Annotated in this window: 16 protein-coding genes; 10 read left to right on the top strand and 6 right to left on the bottom strand. The window is 72.9% G+C overall.

All coding sequences use genetic code 11. From position 1 onward, the window contains the following. Positions 1-94: 94 nt before the first annotated feature. A complete protein-coding gene (gene arsB, locus ACH4K1_RS11605) occupies positions 95-1,183 on the bottom strand; it encodes an ACR3 family arsenite efflux transporter (RefSeq protein ID WP_398088664.1) in 1,089 nt (362 codons plus the stop codon). Continuing rightward, entirely contained in the window at positions 1,180-1,488 is a 309-nt protein-coding gene (locus ACH4K1_RS11600; protein WP_398088663.1) for an ArsR/SmtB family transcription factor, read from the bottom strand. Before ACH4K1_RS11600 ends, arsB begins: the two co-directional genes overlap by 4 nt. Positions 1,489-1,577: 89 nt before the next feature. Between ACH4K1_RS11600 and ACH4K1_RS11595 the strand changes: the two genes are divergently transcribed. Then, positions 1,578-2,000 (top strand): arsenate reductase ArsC, encoded by a 423-nt coding sequence (locus ACH4K1_RS11595; protein ID WP_398088661.1) that lies wholly within the window; start codon positions 1,578-1,580, stop codon positions 1,998-2,000. A gap of 371 nt (positions 2,001-2,371) precedes the next feature. Continuing rightward, positions 2,372-3,592 carry a S1 family peptidase gene (locus ACH4K1_RS11590; RefSeq protein ID WP_398088659.1) on the top strand — a complete coding sequence of 407 codons (1,221 nt, stop codon included), beginning with the start codon at positions 2,372-2,374 and terminating at the stop codon, positions 3,590-3,592. A 110-nt stretch (positions 3,593-3,702) separates the two neighbouring features. Here the strand turns inward: ACH4K1_RS11590 and ACH4K1_RS11585 are convergent, their stop codons facing one another. Beyond that, positions 3,703-4,791, bottom strand: coding sequence for a multiprotein-bridging factor 1 family protein (locus ACH4K1_RS11585; protein ID WP_398088658.1), 1,089 nt, complete (start codon positions 4,789-4,791; stop codon positions 3,703-3,705). Between the two features lie 199 nt (positions 4,792-4,990). On the opposite strand from ACH4K1_RS11585, the gene ACH4K1_RS11580 reads away from it, so the two are divergent. Continuing rightward, positions 4,991-6,511 carry a sigma-70 family RNA polymerase sigma factor gene (locus ACH4K1_RS11580; protein ID WP_398088863.1) on the top strand — a complete coding sequence of 507 codons (1,521 nt, stop codon included), beginning with the start codon at positions 4,991-4,993 and terminating at the stop codon, positions 6,509-6,511. A gap of 157 nt (positions 6,512-6,668) precedes the next feature. Here ACH4K1_RS11580 and ACH4K1_RS11575 read toward each other — a convergent pair whose 3' ends face one another. After that, the gene (locus tag ACH4K1_RS11575; RefSeq protein ID WP_398088656.1) at positions 6,669-7,160 is read right to left on the bottom strand and encodes a GNAT family N-acetyltransferase; all 492 of its coding nucleotides are present in this window, start codon (positions 7,158-7,160) and stop codon (positions 6,669-6,671) included. A gap of 50 nt (positions 7,161-7,210) precedes the next feature. On the opposite strand from ACH4K1_RS11575, the gene ACH4K1_RS11570 reads away from it, so the two are divergent. Beyond that, the gene (locus tag ACH4K1_RS11570; protein WP_398088655.1) at positions 7,211-8,029 is read left to right on the top strand and encodes an exodeoxyribonuclease III; all 819 of its coding nucleotides are present in this window, start codon (positions 7,211-7,213) and stop codon (positions 8,027-8,029) included. 184 nt (positions 8,030-8,213) lie between these two features. Here ACH4K1_RS11570 and ACH4K1_RS11565 read toward each other — a convergent pair whose 3' ends face one another. Continuing rightward, on the bottom strand, positions 8,214-8,855 hold the full coding sequence (locus ACH4K1_RS11565) for a MerR family transcriptional regulator (RefSeq protein WP_073772101.1): 642 nt from the start codon (positions 8,853-8,855) through the stop codon (positions 8,214-8,216). A gap of 169 nt (positions 8,856-9,024) precedes the next feature. Between ACH4K1_RS11565 and ACH4K1_RS11560 the strand changes: the two genes are divergently transcribed. The 4 genes from ACH4K1_RS11560 (at position 9,025) to ACH4K1_RS11545 (ending at position 12,835) form a co-directional block, all read left to right on the top strand. After that, a complete protein-coding gene (locus ACH4K1_RS11560; RefSeq protein ID WP_398088653.1) occupies positions 9,025-10,623 on the top strand; it encodes a flavin-containing monooxygenase in 1,599 nt (532 codons plus the stop codon). Continuing rightward, positions 10,620-11,618 (top strand): alpha/beta fold hydrolase, encoded by a 999-nt coding sequence (locus ACH4K1_RS11555; RefSeq protein ID WP_398088652.1) that lies wholly within the window; start codon positions 10,620-10,622, stop codon positions 11,616-11,618. Before ACH4K1_RS11560 ends, ACH4K1_RS11555 begins: the two co-directional genes overlap by 4 nt. Next, positions 11,615-12,505 carry an SDR family oxidoreductase gene (locus tag ACH4K1_RS11550; protein ID WP_398088650.1) on the top strand — a complete coding sequence of 297 codons (891 nt, stop codon included), beginning with the start codon at positions 11,615-11,617 and terminating at the stop codon, positions 12,503-12,505. Before ACH4K1_RS11555 ends, ACH4K1_RS11550 begins: the two co-directional genes overlap by 4 nt. 138 nt (positions 12,506-12,643) lie before the next feature. Further along, the gene (locus tag ACH4K1_RS11545; protein WP_398088649.1) at positions 12,644-12,835 is read left to right on the top strand and encodes a hypothetical protein; all 192 of its coding nucleotides are present in this window, start codon (positions 12,644-12,646) and stop codon (positions 12,833-12,835) included. A gap of 139 nt (positions 12,836-12,974) precedes the next feature. Here the strand turns inward: ACH4K1_RS11545 and ACH4K1_RS11540 are convergent, their stop codons facing one another. Next, the gene (locus ACH4K1_RS11540) at positions 12,975-16,415 is read right to left on the bottom strand and encodes a S41 family peptidase (RefSeq protein WP_398088648.1); all 3,441 of its coding nucleotides are present in this window, start codon (positions 16,413-16,415) and stop codon (positions 12,975-12,977) included. 189 nt (positions 16,416-16,604) lie between these two features. Between ACH4K1_RS11540 and ACH4K1_RS11535 the strand changes: the two genes are divergently transcribed. Further along, on the top strand, positions 16,605-17,177 hold the full coding sequence (locus ACH4K1_RS11535) for a TetR/AcrR family transcriptional regulator (protein ID WP_398088647.1): 573 nt from the start codon (positions 16,605-16,607) through the stop codon (positions 17,175-17,177). A gap of 126 nt (positions 17,178-17,303) precedes the next feature. Next, entirely contained in the window at positions 17,304-19,523 is a 2,220-nt protein-coding gene (locus tag ACH4K1_RS11530; RefSeq protein ID WP_398088646.1) for an MMPL family transporter, read from the top strand. Positions 19,524-19,733: the final 210 nt, after the last annotated feature.

Here is a 19,733-nt window from a genome sequence, read left to right as displayed (position 1 = left end):
GGCGGTAGAAGGGTGCGGGCCGGGCCGAGCGGTCCCCCACCGGTGCGAGCCGCCCCTCCCGGCCGGTGGCGGGGCGGCCGGACCCCGCGGCCGGTTACGCGACCTGGGCGGCGGTGAACTTCTTGCGCCAGGCGAGCGAGACGTACACCAGGGCCACCAGCACCGGGACCTCGATCAGCGGGCCGACGACCCCCGACAGGGCCTGGCCGGACGTGACGCCGAAGGTGGCGATGGCGACGGCGATGGCGAGCTCGAAGTTGTTGCCCGCGGCCGTGAAGGCGAGGGTGGCGGTGCGGTCGTAGGTCAGGCCGATGGCCTTGCCGAGGAGGAACGTGCCGAACCACATCACCGCGAAGTAGACGAGCAGGGGGAGCGCGATGCGGACGACGTCCAGCGGCTGCGAGGTGATGGTCCTCCCCTGGAGGGCGAAGAGGACGACGATCGTGAAGAGCAGGCCGTAGAGGGCCCAGGGCCCGATCCTCGGCAGGAACTTCTGCTCGTAGGAGTCGCGGCCCATCCTCTTCTCGCCCAGGCGGCGGGTGAGGAAACCGGCGAGCAGGGGCACGCCGAGGAAGATGAGGACGTTCAGCGCGATCTTCCCCATGGAGATGTCGAGCGCCTCCCCGTCGCCGAGGCCGAGCCACCCCGGCAGCAGGTCCAGGTAGAACCAGCCCAGGACGCCGAAGGCGATGACCTGGAAGACGGAGTTCAGGGCGACGAGGACGGCGGCGGCTTCGCGGTCGCCGCAGGCGAGGTCGTTCCAGATGACGACCATGGCGATGCAGCGGGCCAGGCCGACGATGATCAGGCCGGTGCGGTACTCGGGCAGGTCCGGCAGGAAGATCCAGGCCAGCGCGAACATGAGCGCCGGTCCCAGGACCCAGTTGACGACCAGTGAGGAGACCATCAGCCTGCGGTCGCCGGTGACGGCGTCGAGCCTGTCGTAGCGGACCTTGGCCAGGACCGGGTACATCATGATCAGCAGGCCCGCGGCGATGGGCAGGGAGATCCCGCCGATCTCGACCTCGGCCAGCGCGTCGTTCAGCCCGGGAACCAGCCTGCCGAGCCCCAGCCCGAGGGCCATGGCCAGGAGGATCCAGACGGCGAGGAAGCGGTCGAGCGTCGAAAGCTTCGCGACGACCGAGGGCTCCTCGGCGGTCGCGGTCGCGGGCGCGGGGTTCACGGACAGGCCCTCTTGTTCTCGGAGGCGGTACGGGCGGACTCGGCCAGGTCGGCGAACCGGCCGGCGAGGTGGGCGATGACGTCCGGACGGAGCTTGTAGTAGGTGAAGCGGCCGCAGGGCTCGGTCTCCACGACTCCGGCCTCGCGCAGCACTCTCAGGTGGTTGGAGAGGTTGGTCTGCCGTGCGCCGGTCTCCTCGACGAGGTGGGTGGTGCAGAGGGTCTCGCGGGCGAGCAGGGTCACGATCCGCAGACGCAGGGGGTCGCCCAGCACCCGCATCAGCTCAGTGTCGACCGACGTCATCATGGGCTGATACTTTCACATCAGTGGCGGCTGACGTCATCGGGCGCTGAAGTCGTTCGTGCCCGACTTCTTCGTGAGAAAGAGAGACCGCCGTGCCGGAGAAGCCCTCCGTCCTGTTCGTCTGCGTCCACAACGCCGGCCGCTCCCAGATGGCCGCCGCCTGGCTCACGCACCTGGCCGGGGACCGCGTCGAGGTCCGCTCCGCCGGCTCCGCCCCCGCCGACCGGGTCAACCCCGCCGCCGTCGAGGCCATGCGCGAGGTCGGCATCGACATCGCCGCCGAGACCCCCAAGATCCTCACCGTCGCGGCGGTCGAGGCGTCCGACGTCTGCATCACCATGGGCTGCGGCGACACCTGCCCCGTCTTCCCCGGCAAGCGCTACCTCGACTGGGCGCTGGAGGACCCGGCGGGCCAGGGCGTCGAGGCCGTCCGCCCGATCCGCGACGCGATCAAGGAGCTCGTCGAGAACCTGATCGAGGAGATCGCCCCGGCCGGGCCGGAGCGGGCCGTCTGAGCGGGATCCGCGAAGCCGTCCGGGGGCCGGTCGGCGTGCGGAGAGACGTCTTCTCACAGGTCGGCGGCCGGATTCCTTCGTCCGCGCGTTTCCCGTCCTTGCTCTCTTCCGCGCTCTCCGGGGCCGTGGAGGACGGCGCCGGGCGGTGAACGGCCGGTGTCTTCTCTACAGTTCTCGGCCAGTTCTGTAGAAAAGAGCCCCATCTCCGCTCCTTGTGGCGGCAGTTCCCGCTGGGCCAGAGTTCGGGGCGCGGCGACAGGAACATGTCATCGCCGCCGGGCAGTGTCCATGGAACACGTCGCGCCTCCCCAAGCGCGGTGTGGCCACCCCCCCATTGTCTGGACGCTCGCCCGCGGAGCGGAAGGAACCGCGTGAACCACGGAAAGAAGAACGCGCGCAGATACCTCGTGGCCGCCTCCATCGGCGCCCTTCTGTCGGCCGGAGTCGCCACAGGGGCCCACGCCGGTACGGCGGCCGAGGCCGCGGCCCCCGCCTCGGCTCCGGCGTACCAGCCGGAGATGGTCGAGGCGCTCGCCACGACCCTCGGCGTCGGCGAGAAGGCCGCCGTGGAGCGGCTGGACCGCGAGGCCGAGCAGCAGGACCGGTTCGCGGAGCTGCGGAAGGACCGGGTCGACACGCTCGGGGCCTTCTTCGCCGAGGACGGCGCGCTGGTCGTCAACGCCGCCGACGCCGCGGCGGCGAAGGAGGTACGGGCCGCCGGCCTGCGGGCCCGGATACCCGAGCGCGGGGAGAGCGAACTCGGACGCATCAAGGCCCGGCTCGACGCCGAGGCGCTCAGGAGCGCCCCGGCCGGAGTGTCCGCCTGGTCGGTCGACCTCGCGTCGGACACCGTGACCGTCGAGGTCAACGGGGACTCGGACGCGGCCACCCGCGGCTTCCTCAAGGCCGCGAAGAGCCACGGCGACGCCGTGCGCGTCGTGAAGGGCCGGGAGAAGCTGGAGACCCAGGCCGTCGTTCCGCCCGGCAGCCGGATGACCTTCAACGGCTACCTCTGTTCCGTCGGTTACGGCGCCAAGGACCGCAACGGCAGGCAGGTGCTCGTGACGGCCGGGCACTGCATCGAGGACCTGCCGGTGCTGGCGTACAACGGCACCCGGTTCGCGCGGGGCGCCCACACCCGGTTCGCGCTGGGCACCCGCAGCGTGGACATGGGCATCGCGACCGTCGACGCCGGCAACGCGATCGGCCTCGACGTCACCACGTACGGCAAGGCCGGAACCGTCCCGGTCCGGGGCGGCAAGCGGGCCCCCTCCGGCGCGGCGCTCTGCAAGTCCGGCCAGACCACCGGCTGGACCTGCGGCAAGGTCGGTTCGTACAACGTCAGCGTCACCTACACCGACCAGAACGGCGGTCCGGACACCGTCGTGACCGGTCTGGCCAGCTCCAGCGTCTGCACCCAGGGCGGGGACAGCGGCGGCGCGTACGTCTCCGGCGACCAGGCCCAGGGCATGACGTCAGGCGGCCCTTCCGGCCAGCGCTGCAGCGGACAGGTCAACTCGCCCGGCTCGTCCTACTTCCAGCCGCTGGACGACGCCCTCGCGTACTACGGGCTGACGCTCAACACCAAGTAACCCGCGCCGGGAGCGGAACGGAGCAGCCCGGCCACGGAGCAGCCCGGCCACGGAGCAGCCCGGCCACGGACCGGCCGAAGGCCGGCCCTTGAACGCGGGAGGCCGTCCACTCATCCTGGGCGGCCTCCCGTCCCGTCCGTTCCGGCCCCGTACCCCCACGCCACCCCGTGCACGCCCGGCTTGCACCGGGAGGTGAGCACGTGGACGTCGTGCGCGGCGCCCAGCGGGACACGCCGCTGGGCGCGGGGCGGGGCGCCGACCTTCTCCCGGACGTAGCGGTGGCAGTCCACCGGCAGGGCGCCGGGGTGGAAGAAGACCTGCTGGAGGTATGCGTGGAGGTTCGTCCGCGACCAGCGCTCGTAGTGCGTGGCCGGGGTCCGGGACGGGCTCACCTCGACCGAGTAACTCACCACCGTGGTGTCCAGCTTGGCCAGCTCCCGGCCGAAGTGGATCTCCAGCACCAGGGAGTTGAGCCGCTTGAGGTACGTCGCCTCGGCCAGGCGCCCGCAGGTGACCCTGATGTCGACCGGCTCGGCCGCCTCGTCGTCGAAGCTGAGCACGAAGACCGCCCGGTCGGCCCCGGCCCGGCCGGCCCGCAGCACGGTGGTGGTGGAGATCCCGCTCAGCGTGCCGCTCTCGCCGACCCGCACGATGTCGTGGACCATCAGCGAACCGGTCTCCTGGTTGAAGTGGCGGAAGCGCGCGCCGAGCGCCTTCTCCACCACCGAGTCCTCCCCGAGGATCTGGAGCGCCGCGCCCTCCGTGCCCGGCGGGGCGGTCCGGCCGCGCGGGCGGCGCGGGCCGAGCAGCGAGCGCAGGGTTCCGGCGGGCAGTTCCAGGATCTCCTCCAGCACCTCCACCGCCCGCAGGGAACGGGCCCGCTCCGGCTGGCTGCGTCCGCGCTGCCAACTGCTGAGGGTGGCCCGGCTGATGGTGATGCCGCGCGCCTTGAGCCGTTCGCTCACCCGCTCCAGGGACAGCCCGCGCCGGCTCAGCGCCTCCCGCAGGACCGCCGGGAAGGTGCCGGCGCCGGTCGCCGCCGCGTGAAGGGCCGAGGAGGTGAGGGCCCGGCCCGTGCGCGCCGCGGTGATGTGCGCCTCCTCCGTCCCCGCCCGTGCGGTGGGCGCCTCCTCCGTCCGCGCCGCGGGGGCCCGGCCCCCGGGGGCGCGCGCCTCGTCGGTCTCCGCTCTGCTCGCCATGTCTCTCCCGTTTCCCGGCACTCTCCCGGCGGGCGGCCTGCGGGCCCCCGCATACTGGTGGACCACCGGGCGGGGGTCGGATAACAGAACCCCCGGGTGTGACCTGTCCCACGCCCGGAGGCGAACCGGAACGGGTGGACCGCGGGACGGGGCGCACGTGGGCGACCGAACGCACGTGGTGAACGGAACGAAGGGCGTGATGGGCGTGGAGGGCACCGCTCTGGTCGTCGCGGCGAGGGAGGGCGACCGGGCCGCCGGGGAGCGGCTGGCCGCCCAGTACCTCCCCCTCGTCTACAACGTCGTCGGGCGCGCCCTCAACGGCCACCCCGACGTCGACGACGTGGTGCAGGAGACCATGCTCCGCGCCCTGTCCGGGCTGCACGCGCTGCGCGACCCGGCCCGCTTCCGCTCCTGGCTCGTCGCCATCGCCATGAACCAGGTCCGCAGCCGCTGGACCGGTCTCGGCCACCGGCCCGCCCCGCTGGAGGCGGCCGAGGAGCCCGCCGACCCGGCCGCCGACTTCGTCGACCTGACGATCCTGCGCCTGGAACTCTCCGGCCAGCGGCGCGAGACGGCCGAGGCGACCCGCTGGCTGGACGACGCCGAACGCGATGTGCTGGCGCTGTGGTGGCTGGAGGCGACCGGCGAACTCGCCCGGCCCGAGCTGGCCGAGGCGCTCGGCCTCTCCCCGCAGCACGCCGCCGTACGGGTCCAGCGGGTGAAGAACCAGCTCGACGTCGGTCGCACCGTCGTCCGGGCGCTGGCGTCCGACCCCCGATGCCCGGCCCTGGCGGAGCTGCTGGGCGACTGGGACGGTACGCCGACGCCCCTGTGGCGCAAGCGGATCGCCCGCCATGTGCGGGGCTGCGCCGCCTGCTCCGACGGCGCCACGGGGCTGGTTCCGGCGGAGGGGCTGCTCTCCGGGCTCGCCCTGGTGGTGCCGCTCCACGACACCGGGCAGACGGCGACGGCCGCGGCCTCCTCGGCCGCGGCGACCGCACCCGCCGCACCGTCCGTGCCCGCCGCGCCGCCCGCCCCGGCCGCGTTCCCGGCGGGGAAGGCGGCGGGGCTCCTGGCCGGGGCGGCCGCCGTGACCGCTCTCGCCGTCCTGATCTGGCCCTCCGCTCCGGCCCCGCCCGAACCCCGGGGCGGCGGCGTCGCCTCCACCCCCGCACAGCCGCCCGCCAACGCCCCCGCCCGGCCGCGCCCCACCCCGTCCACGGCGCCGCCGACGCCGACGCCCGCACCGGCCCCGAGCCGGGCGCCCACCGCGTCACGGCCGCCCGCCGCGGCCCCCACACCCGCCGCGGCCTCCACCCCCGCGCCGCCCGCGCCCGCCGGGCCGGACGCCCGCGTGGTCGCCCGGGTCAACACCCTGCGCGCCGCCACCGGCTGCCCTCGGTTGGCGACCGACCCCCGGCTGACCCGGGTCGCTCGGCAGCACTCCGCCGACATGGCCGCGCGGAACTACTTCGGCCACACCGACTCCTCGGGCCGGGGCATGGGCGAGCGGGTCGAGGCCGCGGGGTACGACTGGTCGGCGGTCGGGGAGACCATCGCCACCGGTACGAGCGATCCGGCGGCGGTCGTCGAGGAGTGGCGCGCCAGTCCGGACCGCGATCGCGCCCTGTTCAACTGTGCTTTCACCCACGTCGGCGTGGGCCTCGCCGACTCCCCGCGCGGCCCCTACTGGACCCAGGTGCTGGCCGCCCCGAGGTGATCGGAGGGGCGCCCCGGGGAAGGCGCTCCTCGGCGCGGGCCCGACCGCGCGGGCCGGGTCGTACGAGCGGTGACCGGCATCCACCGCCGGACGGGCGGAGCGACCCGGGCGCGGGGGCGCGTTTCCGGCGGGCGGGGTCAGGTCTCCGCGCGCCGGCTCACGCTCCGGGCTGCCGGAGCGGCTTGGCCATGCAGATACTGCTCTCGTACTCCCGGTAGTGGCCGAACTTCTTGCACACGGAGTAGCCGCTCGACGTGTACAGCGCGACGGCTTCCGGCTGCTGGTCGCCGGTCTCCAGGACCATGCGGACACGGCCGGCGGCGCGGGCGTCCTCCTCCAGGGCGGCCAGCATCCGCCGGGCCAGACCCCTGCCACGCCCCTCGGGTATCACGAACATCCGCTTGATCTCGGCGTCGCCGTCCTCGTAGCCCTCGGCGTTGCGGTTCTGGGTGCGCCAGCCGCCGGTGGCCACCGGGCGCTCGCGCTCGTCGTAGGCGATCAGATACAGGCCGTGCGGGGGGAGGAACATGGAGGGGTCGAGCGGTGTGACATCGCCCTCGTCGCCGTAACGCTCGGCGTATTCGAGCTGCACCTGGTCATTGAGTTTGACGGCGTCGGGGTGGTCGAACGTCCGGCGGTGAATAAGCATGCTGAATATCGTATATCTGTGCGGAGGGGGTGAGTAGGTACTGTTTCCGGATGCTTCTCACAGTTACCTCCGTGAATGTTAACGGCCTGCGCGCCGCCGCCAAGAAGGGCTTCGTCGCGTGGCTGGCGGAGACCGACGCCGATGTGATCTGCCTCCAGGAGGTGCGGGCCGAGCTCGCCCAGCTGCCCGCGGAGGTCGGCGACCCCGAGGGGTGGCACACCGTCCACGCGCCCGCCGCCGCCAAGGGCCGGGCAGGCGTCTCGCTCTACTCGCGGCAGACCCCCGAGCGGGTCCAGATCGGCTTCGGCGGCTTCGGGGCCCCCGGGGCGGAGGAGTTCGACGCGAGCGGCCGGTACGTGGAGATCGACCTTCCCGGCGTCACCGTCGCCAGCCTGTACCTGCCCTCCGGGGAGGTCGGCACCGAGCGCCAGGACGAGAAGGAGCGCTTCATGGCGGCCTTCCTGCCCTACCTCCGGGGGCTCAGGGAGCGGGCCGCGGCGGACGGCCGCGAGGTCGTGGTCTGCGGTGACTGGAACATCGCCCACCAGGAGGCCGACCTGAAGAACTGGAAGGCCAACCGCAAGAGCTCCGGCTTCCTCCCCGAGGAGCGCGCCTGGCTGACCCGGGTGCTGGAGGAGGCCGAATACGTCGACGTCGTACGGGCGCTGCACCCGGGCGTGGAAGGGCCGTACAGCTGGTGGTCCTACCGCGGGCGCGCCTTCGACAACGACACCGGCTGGCGCATCGACTACCAGATGGCCACCCCCGGGCTGGCCGGGCGTGCGGTGAAGGCATGGGTCGAGCGGGCGGCCACGCACGGCGAGCGCTGGAGCGACCACGCGCCCGTCACGGTCGTCTACGAGCGGTAGGCCCCGCTGCAGCGGTAGGCCCGGCCACGAGCTGTGGGCCCGACCACGAGCTGTGGGCCCGGCTGCGAGCGGTGGGCGCGGCTGCGAGCCGTGGGCCCGGCGCGCGGGGGCTCGCAGGGCATGCGCGGGCGCTCCCGGGGGGTTCCCGTGCGCGGGTGCTCGCGAGTCGGGCGCGCGCGGGTGCTCACGCCTTCGGGGGCTGTGTGCCGTCCTCGCGCCGGAGCCTGCGGTCCAGGGCCATGGAGAGCTCGGCGTCCACCACCGCGCGGGCCAGCGGGCGCAGTTGGGCTGGTTCGGTCTCCTTCGTGTGGGCATGCAGTACGCGTACGAAGATTTCCGCGAGCGCGTCCGCGTGCTCGCGAACGCGGCGGCCCGAGGAGAGCACCGTGGACAGCGGCACCCCTTCCCGTACCAGCTCGGCCGACACCTCCAGCAGGCGGCGGCTGATGTGCACGATCTCGTCGCCGTCGGTGGCGAGGTATCCCAGGTCCAGGGCGGTGGCGAGGTTCTCGGGGGTGACCTCGCCCTCGAAGTAGTCCGCGAGCTGCTCCGGGGTGAGGCGGACCGGCGTCTCCTCGGTCGGTTCGCCCAGGCCCAGCACCTCGGCGACGTCGCGCCCGCTCTCGAAGGTGGCGGCCAGGTCGGCGATGCCGTTGAGGGTGTGGCCGCGCTCCAGCAGGCCGGTGATGGTGCGCAGGCGGGCCAGGTGGTGGTCGTCGTACCAGGCGATACGGCCCTGGCGGCGGGGCGGCGGGATCAGTCCGCGCTCGCGGTAGAAGCGCAGGGTCCGCACGGTGATGCCCGCCGCCTCGGCCAGCTCCTCCATGCGGTATTCGCGGTGCTCGCGTCCTTCAGCCACAGGGGCACCCTATGTTGTACCGCCGGTAACTTTCCCCGGTCCGCCCCCTACCCATCAGTACGGTCCTGCTCTACTCTCCGAACCATGCCAGTGATTGCTGGCAGAGTGGTGTGACGTACCGCGGGGAGGCGGCAGCATGGCCCAGCAGGAACACGTACGTGTGGCGGTGATCGGAACCGGATTCGGGGGCCTGGGGGCCGCCGTCCGGCTGCGCCGCGAAGGCATCACCGATTTCGTCGTCCTGGAGAGGGCCGGTTCGGTGGGCGGCACCTGGCGCGACAACAGCTACCCCGGCTGCGCCTGCGACGTACCGTCCCACCTCTACTCCTTCTCCTTCGCGCCCAACCCCGACTGGCCGCGCACCTTCTCCGGCCAGGAGCACATCCGGGCCTACCTGGAGGGCGTCGCCGACAACTTCGGGCTCCGTCCGCACATCCGGCTGAACCACGAGGTGAAGCTGATGACGTGGGACAAGGAGAACCTGTACTGGGTGATCGAGGGTGCTGACGGATCGATCCTGCGCGCCGACGTCGTCGTCTCCGCGACCGGGCCGCTCTCCGACCCCAAGATGCCCGACATACCCGGGCTGGACTCCTTCCCCGGCAAGGTCTTCCACTCCGCGCGCTGGGACCACGACTACGACCTGGCCGGCAAGCGCGTCGCGATGGTCGGCACGGGCGCCTCCGCGATCCAGATCGTCCCGGCCATCCAGCCGAAGACCGCCAAGCTCACCCTCTTCCAGCGCACCCCGCCCTGGGTCATGCCCCGTATGGACCGCGCCATCGGCAAGGCCGAGCGCGCGCTCCACCGCGCTATCCCCGTCACCGGCACCGCGCGCCGCGGACTGCTGTGGGGCATCCGGGAGTTGCAGGTGAGCGCCTTCACCAAGCACCCCCAGCAGCTGGGGCTGGTGGAGAAGCTGGCCAAGTCCAACATGGCGCGGGCCATCAAGGACCCGGTGCTGCGGGCCAAGCTGACGCCGGACTACCGCATCGGCTGCAAGCGCATCCTGCTCTCCAACGCCTACTACCCGGCGCTGGCCCAGCCCAACGTGGACGTGGTCGCCGCCGGGCTCAGCGAGGTGCGCGGCTCCACGGTGGTCGGCGCCGACGGGAGCGAGGCGGAGGTCGACGCGATCATCTTCGGCACCGGCTTCCACGTGACGGACATGCCCATCGCGGAACGGGTCGTCGGCACGGAGGGCATCACCCTCGCCGAGACCTGGAAGGACGGGATGAACTCGCTGCGCGGCGCGACCGCCGCCGGGTTCCCCAACTGGATGACGATCATCGGCCCGAACACCGGGCTCGGCAACTCCTCCATGATCCTGATGATCGAGTCCCAGCTGAACTACATGGCCGACTACCTGCGGCAGTTGAACGTGCTGGGCGGACGCGCCGCACTCGACGCCCGGGACGCCTCCGTCACCGCGTGGAACGACAAGGTCCAGCAGCGGATGAAGCGCACCGTGTGGAACACCGGCGGCTGCACCAGCTGGTACCTGGACGCGGAGGGCCGCAACACGACGGTCTGGCCGGGCACCACGGCCGAGTTCCGGCGGCAGACCCGGTCGGTGGACCTCGCGGAGTACGACGTCGTCCGGGCCGGCGGCACGGGTGGCGCACGGCGGGGCGTCGGCAGCGGGCGCGTACCCGAACAGCCCGGCCGCACCGACCGCGAGGCCGTGACCGCCGCGACGGACGCGGGACCGGTCGCCGAGGAGGCCGCGCGATGAGCCGCCTCCTGCACCGCGACACCGTACCGCCGGTACCCGCCGCCGAGTTGGCCGTACGGTCCGCCGACGGCGCCCGCGTCCACGTCGAACTGCACGGCCCCGAGGACGCCCCCGCGGTGGTGCTGGCCCACGGCTGGACCTGCAGCACCCGCTTCTGGGACGCCCAGATCCGCGACCTGTCCGCCGACCACCGGGTCATCGCCTACGACCAGCGCGGCCACGGACTCAGCCCCGAACCGGGCCCCGGCGGCTACAGCACGAACGCCCTGGCCGACGACCTCGAGGCGGTCCTCACCGCCACGCTCGAACCGGGCCGCAGGGCGGTGATCGCCGGGCACTCCATGGGCGGGATGACGGTGATGGCCGCCGCCGCCCGGCCCGCCCTGCGCGAGCACGCCGCCGCCGTCCTGCTCTGCTCCACCGGCAGTACGCGGCTGGCCGCCGAGGCGCTGGTCGTGCCGATCCGGGCGGGCGCGCTGCGGACCCGGATCACCACGGCCGTACTGGGCGCCAAGGCCCCGCTCGGGCCGGTCAACCCGGTCTCCAGGAAGATCCTCAAGTACGCGACGATGGGGGCGGGTTCGGCCCCGGACCGGGTGGACGCCTGCGCCCGGATCGTGCACGCCTGCCCGCGCCGCGCCCGGGTGGCGTGGGGCCATGTGCTCGCGGAACTGGATCTCGCGTCGGGCGTACGGGAGTTGAGGGCGCCGACCGCGGTGATCACCGGGACGGACGACCGGCTGACGCCGCCGGTCCACGCGCGGGCCCTCGCGGGCGCCCTGCCGGTCGGCCTCGGCCTGACCGAGCTGACGGGCATGGGGCACATGACGCCGGTGGAGGCCCCGGAGGCCGTCACCGCGAAGATCAGGGAGCTGGTCGCCCGGTACCTCGCCACGGGGACGGGTGCGAAGGGAGCGGCCGCCGCGAGCGGGGCCGTGCAGGGGAAGGCCACCACGGGCAAGGCCGCCACGGCCGAGAAGGAGGATGTCGCATGAGCGGCAAGCGGAGTCTGGAGGGCCAGGTCGTCGTCGTCACCGGCGCGGCCCGGGGCGTGGGCGAACTGCTGGCCCGCAAGTTGTCGGCGCGCGGGGCGACGCTGGCGCTCGTCGGCCTGGAGCCGGACGAGCTGAAGCAGGTCTCCGAGCGGCTGCACGGCGAGAGCGACCACTGGTTCGCGGACGTCACCGACCACGAGGCGATGGCCCGGGTGGCCGGCGAGGTCAAGCAGCGCTTCGGCAAGGTGGACGTGGTCGTCGCCAACGCGGGCGTCGCGGTCGGCGGCCCGTTCGCCGAATCCGACCCGGACGCCTGGCGGCGGGTCATCGAGGTCAACCTCATCGGCGGCGCGGTCACCGGGCGGGCCTTCCTGCCGGTGCTGATGGAGAGCCGCGGCTACTTCCTCCAGATAGCCTCGCTGGCCGCGATCACCCCGGCCCCGATGATGACCGCGTACTGCGCGTCCAAGTCGGGCGTCGAGGCGTTCGCGCACAGCCTGCGCGCCGAGGTCGGATACAAGGGCGTGAAGGTCGGCGTCGGCTACCTCTCCTGGACCGACACCGACATGGTGCGCGGCGCGGACCAGGACGACGTGATGCGCGAGCTGCGGCAGCGGCTGCCCTGGCCGATGAACCGCACGTACCCGCTCGGCCCGGCCGTCGACCGGATCGTGGAGGGGATCGCCCGCCGCTCCCCGCACGTGTACGCCCAGGGGTGGCTGCGCGGGATGCAGGCGGTCCGCGGCTACCTGCCCTCCGTCCTCGCGATCGGCGGTCGGCGCGAGATGCGGCGCTTCGAACCGCGCCTGCACACCGTGCCCAAGGGGCTGGTGGGGGCCGGGGGAGCGGCGGACCAGGACGCGCGTGCGGAGCGTGCGGCCCGGTAGGCGGCGGGGCGGCCGGGCCGTGCGTCACGGTGGGTAGCGGTCCGACATGCGCGGGGTGCCGGTGCGTGCGAGGCTGATCACGGCCCCTCCGGGGGCCGCCCCCCACGTACCCCCACGCATCCCACAGGAGTGAACAGCATGGGTATCGCAGACCAGTTCAAGGACAAGGCGCAGGAGCTCGCCGACCAGGCCAAGCAGAAGGGCGGCCAGGGCAAGGACGAGGCCAAGGACCGGTCCTCCGAGTCCCGCGACCGGAAGCCGGACACCTCGGGCATGAAGGACCGTGCCCAGGACGCGACGGACCGGGCGCGCGAGCGTTTTGACCGTTGACGGTCGCTGAAGTGTGACGCGTGCGCGCTGCGGTCCGCGCGTGCGCGCGCGTCGCGCCAGGAGGCGCACCCGGGTTTCCGGGTGCGCCTCCGTCATGTGCGGGGGCGCGGACCGGCGCCCTCCACCACCGGTCCCCCGATCAGCGCGGCGGCAGCGGGGGCCTGCTCAGGTTCGGGGCCGTGTCGTACGACGGAGGGGTCGCCGCCGGGTGGGCCGCGAGCAGTTCCAGGGCCAGGCGGACCGCGTCGTCCAGGACCGCGTACCGGCCCTCGGCCCAGTCCAGCGGTGTGCGCAGGGCCTCGACGTCCGGCTCCACGCCGTGGTTCTCCACCGACCAGCCGTACGTGTCGAACCAGGCCGCGTTCATCGGCACCGTGATCGACGTGCCGTCGCCCAGCCGGTGGCGGCCGGTCATGCCGACCACGCCGCCCCAGGTGCGCTGGCCCACCACGGGCCCCAGCTTCAGCAGCCGGAACGCTGCGGTGATCATGTCGCCGTCCGAGGAGGTCGCCTCGTCGGCCAGCGCGACCACCGGTCCGCGCGGCGCGTTCGAGGCGTAACTCACCGCCTGCGCGTTACGGGTCAGGTCCCAGCCGAGGATCGTGCGGGTCAGCTTCTCCACGACCAGTTCGCTGATGTGGCCGCCCGCGTTGCCCCGGACGTCCACGATCAGCGCGGGCCGCGCCACCTCCAGGCGCAGGTCCCGGTTGAACTGGGCCCAGCCGGAGCCGCCCAGGTCCGGGATGTGCAGGTAGCCGCACTTGCCGCCGCTCAACTCCCGCACCACTTCACGGCGTTTGGCCACCCAGTCCTGGTAGCGCAGGGGCCGCTCGTCCACCAGCGGCATGATCGCCACCCGGCGTGAGGGGCCCCCGCCCGCCGGGGAGAAGGTCAGTTCCACCGTGGTCCCGCCCGCCGCCGTCAGCAGCGGGAACGGGCCGGCCACCGGGTCCACCGGGCGGCCGTCGACGTGGGTGAGGACCGCGCCCTCCCTGATCCCGGTGCCCGCCAGCGGCGAACGCGCCTTGGAGTCCGAGGAGTCGCCGGGCAGGATGCGCTGGACGATCCAGGAGCCGTCCCGGCAGACCAGGTTGGCGCCGAGCAGGCCGATCGCGCGCTGGTAGTGCGGCGGGCCCTCGTTGCGGCGGGCCGGGGAGACGTACGCGTGCGAGGTGCCCAGCTCGCCCAGCACCTCGCGCAGCAGATCCGCGAACTCGTCGGGGGACGCGACCCGTTCGACCAGCGGGCGGTACTGGTCCAGCACCCCGTCCCAGTCGATGCCGCACATGTCCGGCTCCCAGAAGTAGGCGCGGATGATCCGCCCCGCCTCCCCGTACGCCTGGCGCCACTCCGCTCCCGGATCGACCTCGTGCAGGATGCGGCGCAGGTCCAGGTAGACCGTGGAGTCGCCGTCGCCCGGCTCGGTCGCGGGGACCGCCCGCAGTTCACCGTCGTCCATCACGACCAGCCGGGAGGAGTCGCCGCTGACGGCGAACCAGTCGAGGTGGTCGACCAGTTCGGTCCTGCGGGCCTTGGCGATGTTGAAGTGCTCCAGGGTGGGCCGCCCCGACATGTCGGCCGGGTTGGCGAAGGTCTCGCCCAGCGCCCCCGAGATCGGCCAGCGCAGCCACACCAGCCCGCCGCCGCTCACCGGAGCGAGCGCCGAGTACTTGGAGGCCGAGACCGGGAACGGCGTCACCCGGCTCTCCAGCCCCTCGAACTCCACCAGCACCGTCGAACCCTCCGAACCGCCCCCGTCCGGTACGTCCACGGGGTCCAGGCCGCCCGCCGCCGGACGTCCGTCCGGGGAGAGCGCGAAGGGGGAGGGGGTCGCCGAGGAGAGCGGGACCAGGTAGGGGCGGCAGCCGAGGGGGAACGACAGGTCGCCGGTGTGGACGTCGTACACCGGGTCGAAGCCGCGCCAGGAGAGGAACGCCAGGTAGCGGCCGTCCTCGGTGAAGACCGGGTTCTCGTCCTCGAAGCGGCCGTTGGTGACGTCCACGATCACCGGGGCCCCCGGCCCGGAGATCCGGGCCAGCTTGATCTGCCGCAGCGAGCGGCCCACGCCCGGGTGCGACCAGGTCAGCCAGTCGCCGTCGGGGGAGAAGGCGAGGTCCCGGACCGGGCCGTTGACCGAGCGGATCAGCTCGGTGAGGCCGGGGTGCTCGTCGATCGGGGCGGCGCTCTGCGGGACCGGTGCGCCGGTGGCCGCGTGGAGGTCGGCGCGGGTCGAGCCGGTGGGGGACCGCTCGGCCCCCGTGGCTCCGCCGGCCGCCCCGGGCTCCTCGGCCGCCCTCGGGCCCCCGGCCGCCCCGAGCGGTTCCGCCTCCGGTTCGCCCGTGTCCAGGAGCAGCAGCCGGCCGTCGTCGGAGGCGATGGCGAGGCGCTCCCCGTCCGGGTCGGCGACCATCTCCTGGACCCGGCCCAGCAGCCCGGTGGCCAGCCTGCGCGGCGGGCGGTCGCCGCTGGCGCGCGGCAGGTAGGCGATCTCGACCGTGTCCGGGCCCTCCGCGTCGGTGACGTACGCGACCCGCCCGCCGCTGCCGAGCATCTCCGGCAGCCGCACCCGTACGCCCGGGGTGTCGGCGATGGTGCGGGCGGGGCCGTCGCGGTGGGTGAGCCAGTAGAGGCTGCCTCGCACGGTGACGGCGCTGGCCCGGCCCGTCTCGTCCACGGAGAGCGAGTCGACGTTGCTGGCGGCGGGCACCTGGTGGACGCGCCGCCCGGTGCGCGGCCCCCCGAGGCGTACCTCCAGCTTGCGCGGGACGGCGTCGGGCGACTCCAGGTCCTCCACCAGCCACAGCTCGCCCGCGCACTGGTAGATCACCCGGTGGCCGTCGCTGGAGGCGTTGCGGGCGTAGAAGGCGTCGTGGTCGGTGTGGCGGCGCAGGTCGGCGCCGTCGGTCCGGCAGGAGTAGAGGTTGCCGACGCCCTCGTGGTCGGAGAGGAACGCGATGCGGCGGCCGACGAACATCGGGTTGGCGAGGTGGCCGCCGATCTCCGGGAGCAGCCGCTCGCCGTGCAGCCACAGCCGGCCCATGGCCCCGCCCCGGTAGCGCTTCCAGGCGGCCGGCTCGTGCGGGGGCGTGCCGGTGAGCAGCAGGGTGCGGCGCTCGCCGTCGAGGTCGGCGACCGCGATGTCGGAGACCGGGCCCCAGGGGAGCCTGCCGCCGGGGCTGCCGTCGGTGGGGACGCTGTAGGCCCAGGAGAAGTACGAGAACGGCTGGTTGTGCGAGGAGACGGCGAGGATCTGGGACGCCTCGCCGGGATCGGGGGTCCAGCCGCAGACGCGGGCGTCCGTCGACCCCCAGTAGGTGAGTCTGCGGGCCGGGCCGCCGTCCACCGGGGCGAGGTGGATCTCGGGGTCCAGGGTGCGCCAGCTCGTGTACGCGATGGAGGCCCCGTCCGGCGAGAAGCGGGGATGGCTGACCCGGGTCCGGTCGACCGTCAACCGCCAGGCCCGTCCGGGGCGGTGCCCCGCGGCGGCGAGGGGGGCGACCCAGAGGTCGTCCTCCGCCGCGAAGCACAGCACGTCCTGGTGGAGGTGCGGGAAACGGAGATACGCGACGTCGTCACTCACCCCCCAATGTTTTCGGTGCGCGGGGCCGGGGGCAACTTGTGGTGCACGACACAAGCGAAACGATTTCGTTTCGCTGAGGGGTGGCGGTACCGTCAAGGTGTACGAAACAGTTTCGTTCAATCTTGAGCGAGGTCAGTGTGCGAAACTGCCGAGCGGAAAACGGTGATCAAGCGCGAAGGAGGTCGGCCCATGGCACGCACCAGGCTGACCCCCGAGCGCGAGGGCGAGCTGTACGAGGCCGTCCTCGACCTCCTGCGCGAGGTCGGTTACGACGCCCTCACCATGGACGCCGTCGCCGCCCGCACCCGGTCGAGCAAGGCCACCCTCTACCGCCAGTGGGGCTCCAAGCCCGAGCTGGTCGCCCGAGCGCTCCGGCACAACAAGCCGGGGGACCTCGCGGACATCGACACCGGAACGCTGCGCGGCGACTTCCACGCCGTGCTCAGCCGGTCCGACGACTGCCAGATGGAGAAGGACGCCGCGCTGATGCGGGGTCTGAGCCATGCCGTCCACGAGTACCCCGAGCTGCTCCAGGCCCTGCGCGAGCTGCTGATCGAACCGGAGATGACCGGTTTCGACCAGATGCTGCAACGGGCGGTGGACCGGGGTGAGCTGCGCGCGGACAATCCGGCGCTGAAGTACCTCCCGCACATGGTGATCGGCGCGCTGGCCGCCCGGCAGCTGATCGAGGACCGCCCGGTCGACCAGGCGTTCCTCATGGATTACGTGGACGCCGTGGTCCTCCCCGCCCTCGGCGTCTGACGTCCCCGTACCCGCCCCACCCGTACAGCCCTCTCCCCGACACCCCACCTGACACGCCGCTCTCGTCGTCGGGCTGGTTCCCCATGCCCTGTTCCCCTCATACGACCTGACCGGGAGAACGCCCCCGTGGCCACTTTCCTCTACAAGCTCGGACGGCTGACCTTCCGCCGCCGCCGCTTCGTCGCCCTGATCTGGGTGGCGCTGCTGGCGGTCGCCGGAGTCGGTTTCGCCACCGCGTCCACCGACACCTCCAACTCCTTCTCGATCCCCGGCACGGAGGCGCAGCGCGCCTTCGACCTGCTGGAAGAGCGCAACCCCGGCATGAGTGCCGACGGCGCCACCGCCCGGATCGTCTTCAAGGCGCCCAATGGCGAAAAGGTGACCGATCCCGCCAACCAGCGCGAGATCACCGGCATCGTCAAGGAGCTGGAGTCCGGCTCGGAGCAGGTCGCCTCGGTCGCCGACCCGTTCCAGCGGAAGGCGGTGAGCCAGGACGGCTCGACCGCGTACATCTCGGTCAGCTACGAGGTCAGCTCCATGGAGCTGACCGAGAAGACCAAGGGCGCTCTGGAGGAGGTCGGGAAGGACGCCCGGAACAGCGGTATGAAGGTGGAGATCGGCGGTGACGCTCTCCAGGTCATGCCGCACACCGGGACCGCCGAGGCCATCGGTGTGGCCATAGCCGCCGTGGTGCTGGTTATCACCTTCGGTTCGCTGGTCGCCGCCGGGCTCTCGCTGCTGAGCGCGATCGTCGGCGTCGCGATCGGGGTCGGGACCATCACCGCGCTGGCCGATGTGCTGGACCTGGGCTCCACCACCGCGATCCTCGCCACGATGATCGGCCTCGCGGTCGGCATCGACTACGCCCTCTTCATCGTCTCCCGCTACCGAGCCGAACTGGCCGAGGGGCGCGAACACGAGGAGGCCGCCGGGCGGGCCGTGGGGACCGCCGGATCGGCTGTCGTCTTCGCGGGCCTGACCGTGGTCATCGCCCTGGTCGGCCTCTCCGTCGTCAACATCCCGATGCTGACGAAGATGGGTCTGGCCGCCGCCGGGGCCGTCGCCGTCGCCGTCCTCATCGCGCTCACCCTCGTCCCGGCCGCCCTCGGCTTCGCCGGCAAGCGGATCATGGGCCGCAGGGCGCGCAGGTCCGCCGAGGCGGAGAGCCGCCCCGCGGCCAAGCCGAACATGGGCACCCGCTGGGCGCGGTTCGTGCTGCGCAAGCCGGTCTGGGTCCTCCTCGTCGGCGTCCTCGGCCTCGGCGTCATCGCCGTACCGGCCGCCTCGCTGGAGATGGGCCTGCCCGACGACGGCGCCCAGCCGAAGTCGACCACGCAGCGTCAGGCGTACGACATGCTCTCGGACGGCTTCGGCCCCGGGTTCAACGGTCCGCTGATGGTCGTCGTCGACGCGAAGAACAGCTCCGACGGGAAGGCCGCCGCGGACCGGGTGGCCGAGGAGATCGAGTCGATCGGCGTCAGCGCCGTCGTCCCGCCCGTCTTCAACAAGGCCGGCGACACCGCGACGATCACGGTCATCCCGAAGGACCGGCCGTCCTCCCACGCCACCGAGGAGGTCGTCCACGCCATCCGCGACGCGGGCCAGGACATCAAGGCCGACACCGGGGCCGAGGTGCTGGTCACCGGGGCGACCGCGATGAACATCGACTTCTCGCAGAAGATGAACGACGCGCTGCTGCCCTACCTGGCGCTCGTGGTCGGCCTGGCGTTCCTGCTGCTGATGCTGGTCTTCCGTTCGGTCCTCGTCCCGCTGAAGGCGGCCCTGGGCTTCCTGCTCTCGGTGGTCGCGGCGCTCGGCGCGGTCGTCGCGGTCTTCCAGTGGGGTTGGCTCGGCTCGGTCTTCGGCGTCGAGCAGACCGGCCCGATCATGAGCATGATGCCGATCTTCATGGTGGGCGTGGTCTTCGGCCTCGCGATGGACTACGAGGTCTTCCTCGTGACCCGGATGCGGGAGGCGTACGTCCACGGCGAGAGCCCCGGCCAGGCCATCGTGACCGGCTTCCAGCACGGCGCCCGGGTGGTCACGGCGGCCGCGGTGATCATGATGGCGGTCTTCTCCGGCTTCATCGGCTCCAGCGAGCAGATGATCAAGATGATCGGCTTCTCGCTCGCCGTCGCCGTCCTCTTCGACGCCTTCGTGGTGCGCATGGCGATCGTGCCCGCGGTCCTGGCCCTGCTCGGGAAGAAGGCGTGGTGGCTGCCGCGCTGGCTGGACCGGGCGCTGCCCAATGTGGACGTGGAGGGGGAGAAGCTGCAGAAGCAGCTCACCGAGGAGCCCGGCTCCGAGGGCGGGGACGGCGGCGAGCGCGAACTCGCCCGCGTCTGAAGCCCGTTCGAACACCGGGGCCGCGCCCGAGCGGAGCGCGGCCCCGGAAGCGCCGGTCACCCGGGGGACGGGGGGCCGGGGCGCGGCGAAGGCCCCCGTGCGAGCGGCACGGGGGCCTTCGCCGCGCCCCGGAGGTTTCGGGTCTGCGTCCGGGGCTCGGGGGTTTCGGGTGCACGTCCGGGTTCCGGGCGGTCGGCCGGGGGCTTCGGG

The organism is Streptomyces sp. NPDC017448 (genome assembly GCF_044330565.1).
GTDB lineage: Bacteria > Actinomycetota > Actinomycetes > Streptomycetales > Streptomycetaceae > Streptomyces.
This window is presented reverse-complemented; position numbering and strand designations above follow the sequence as displayed.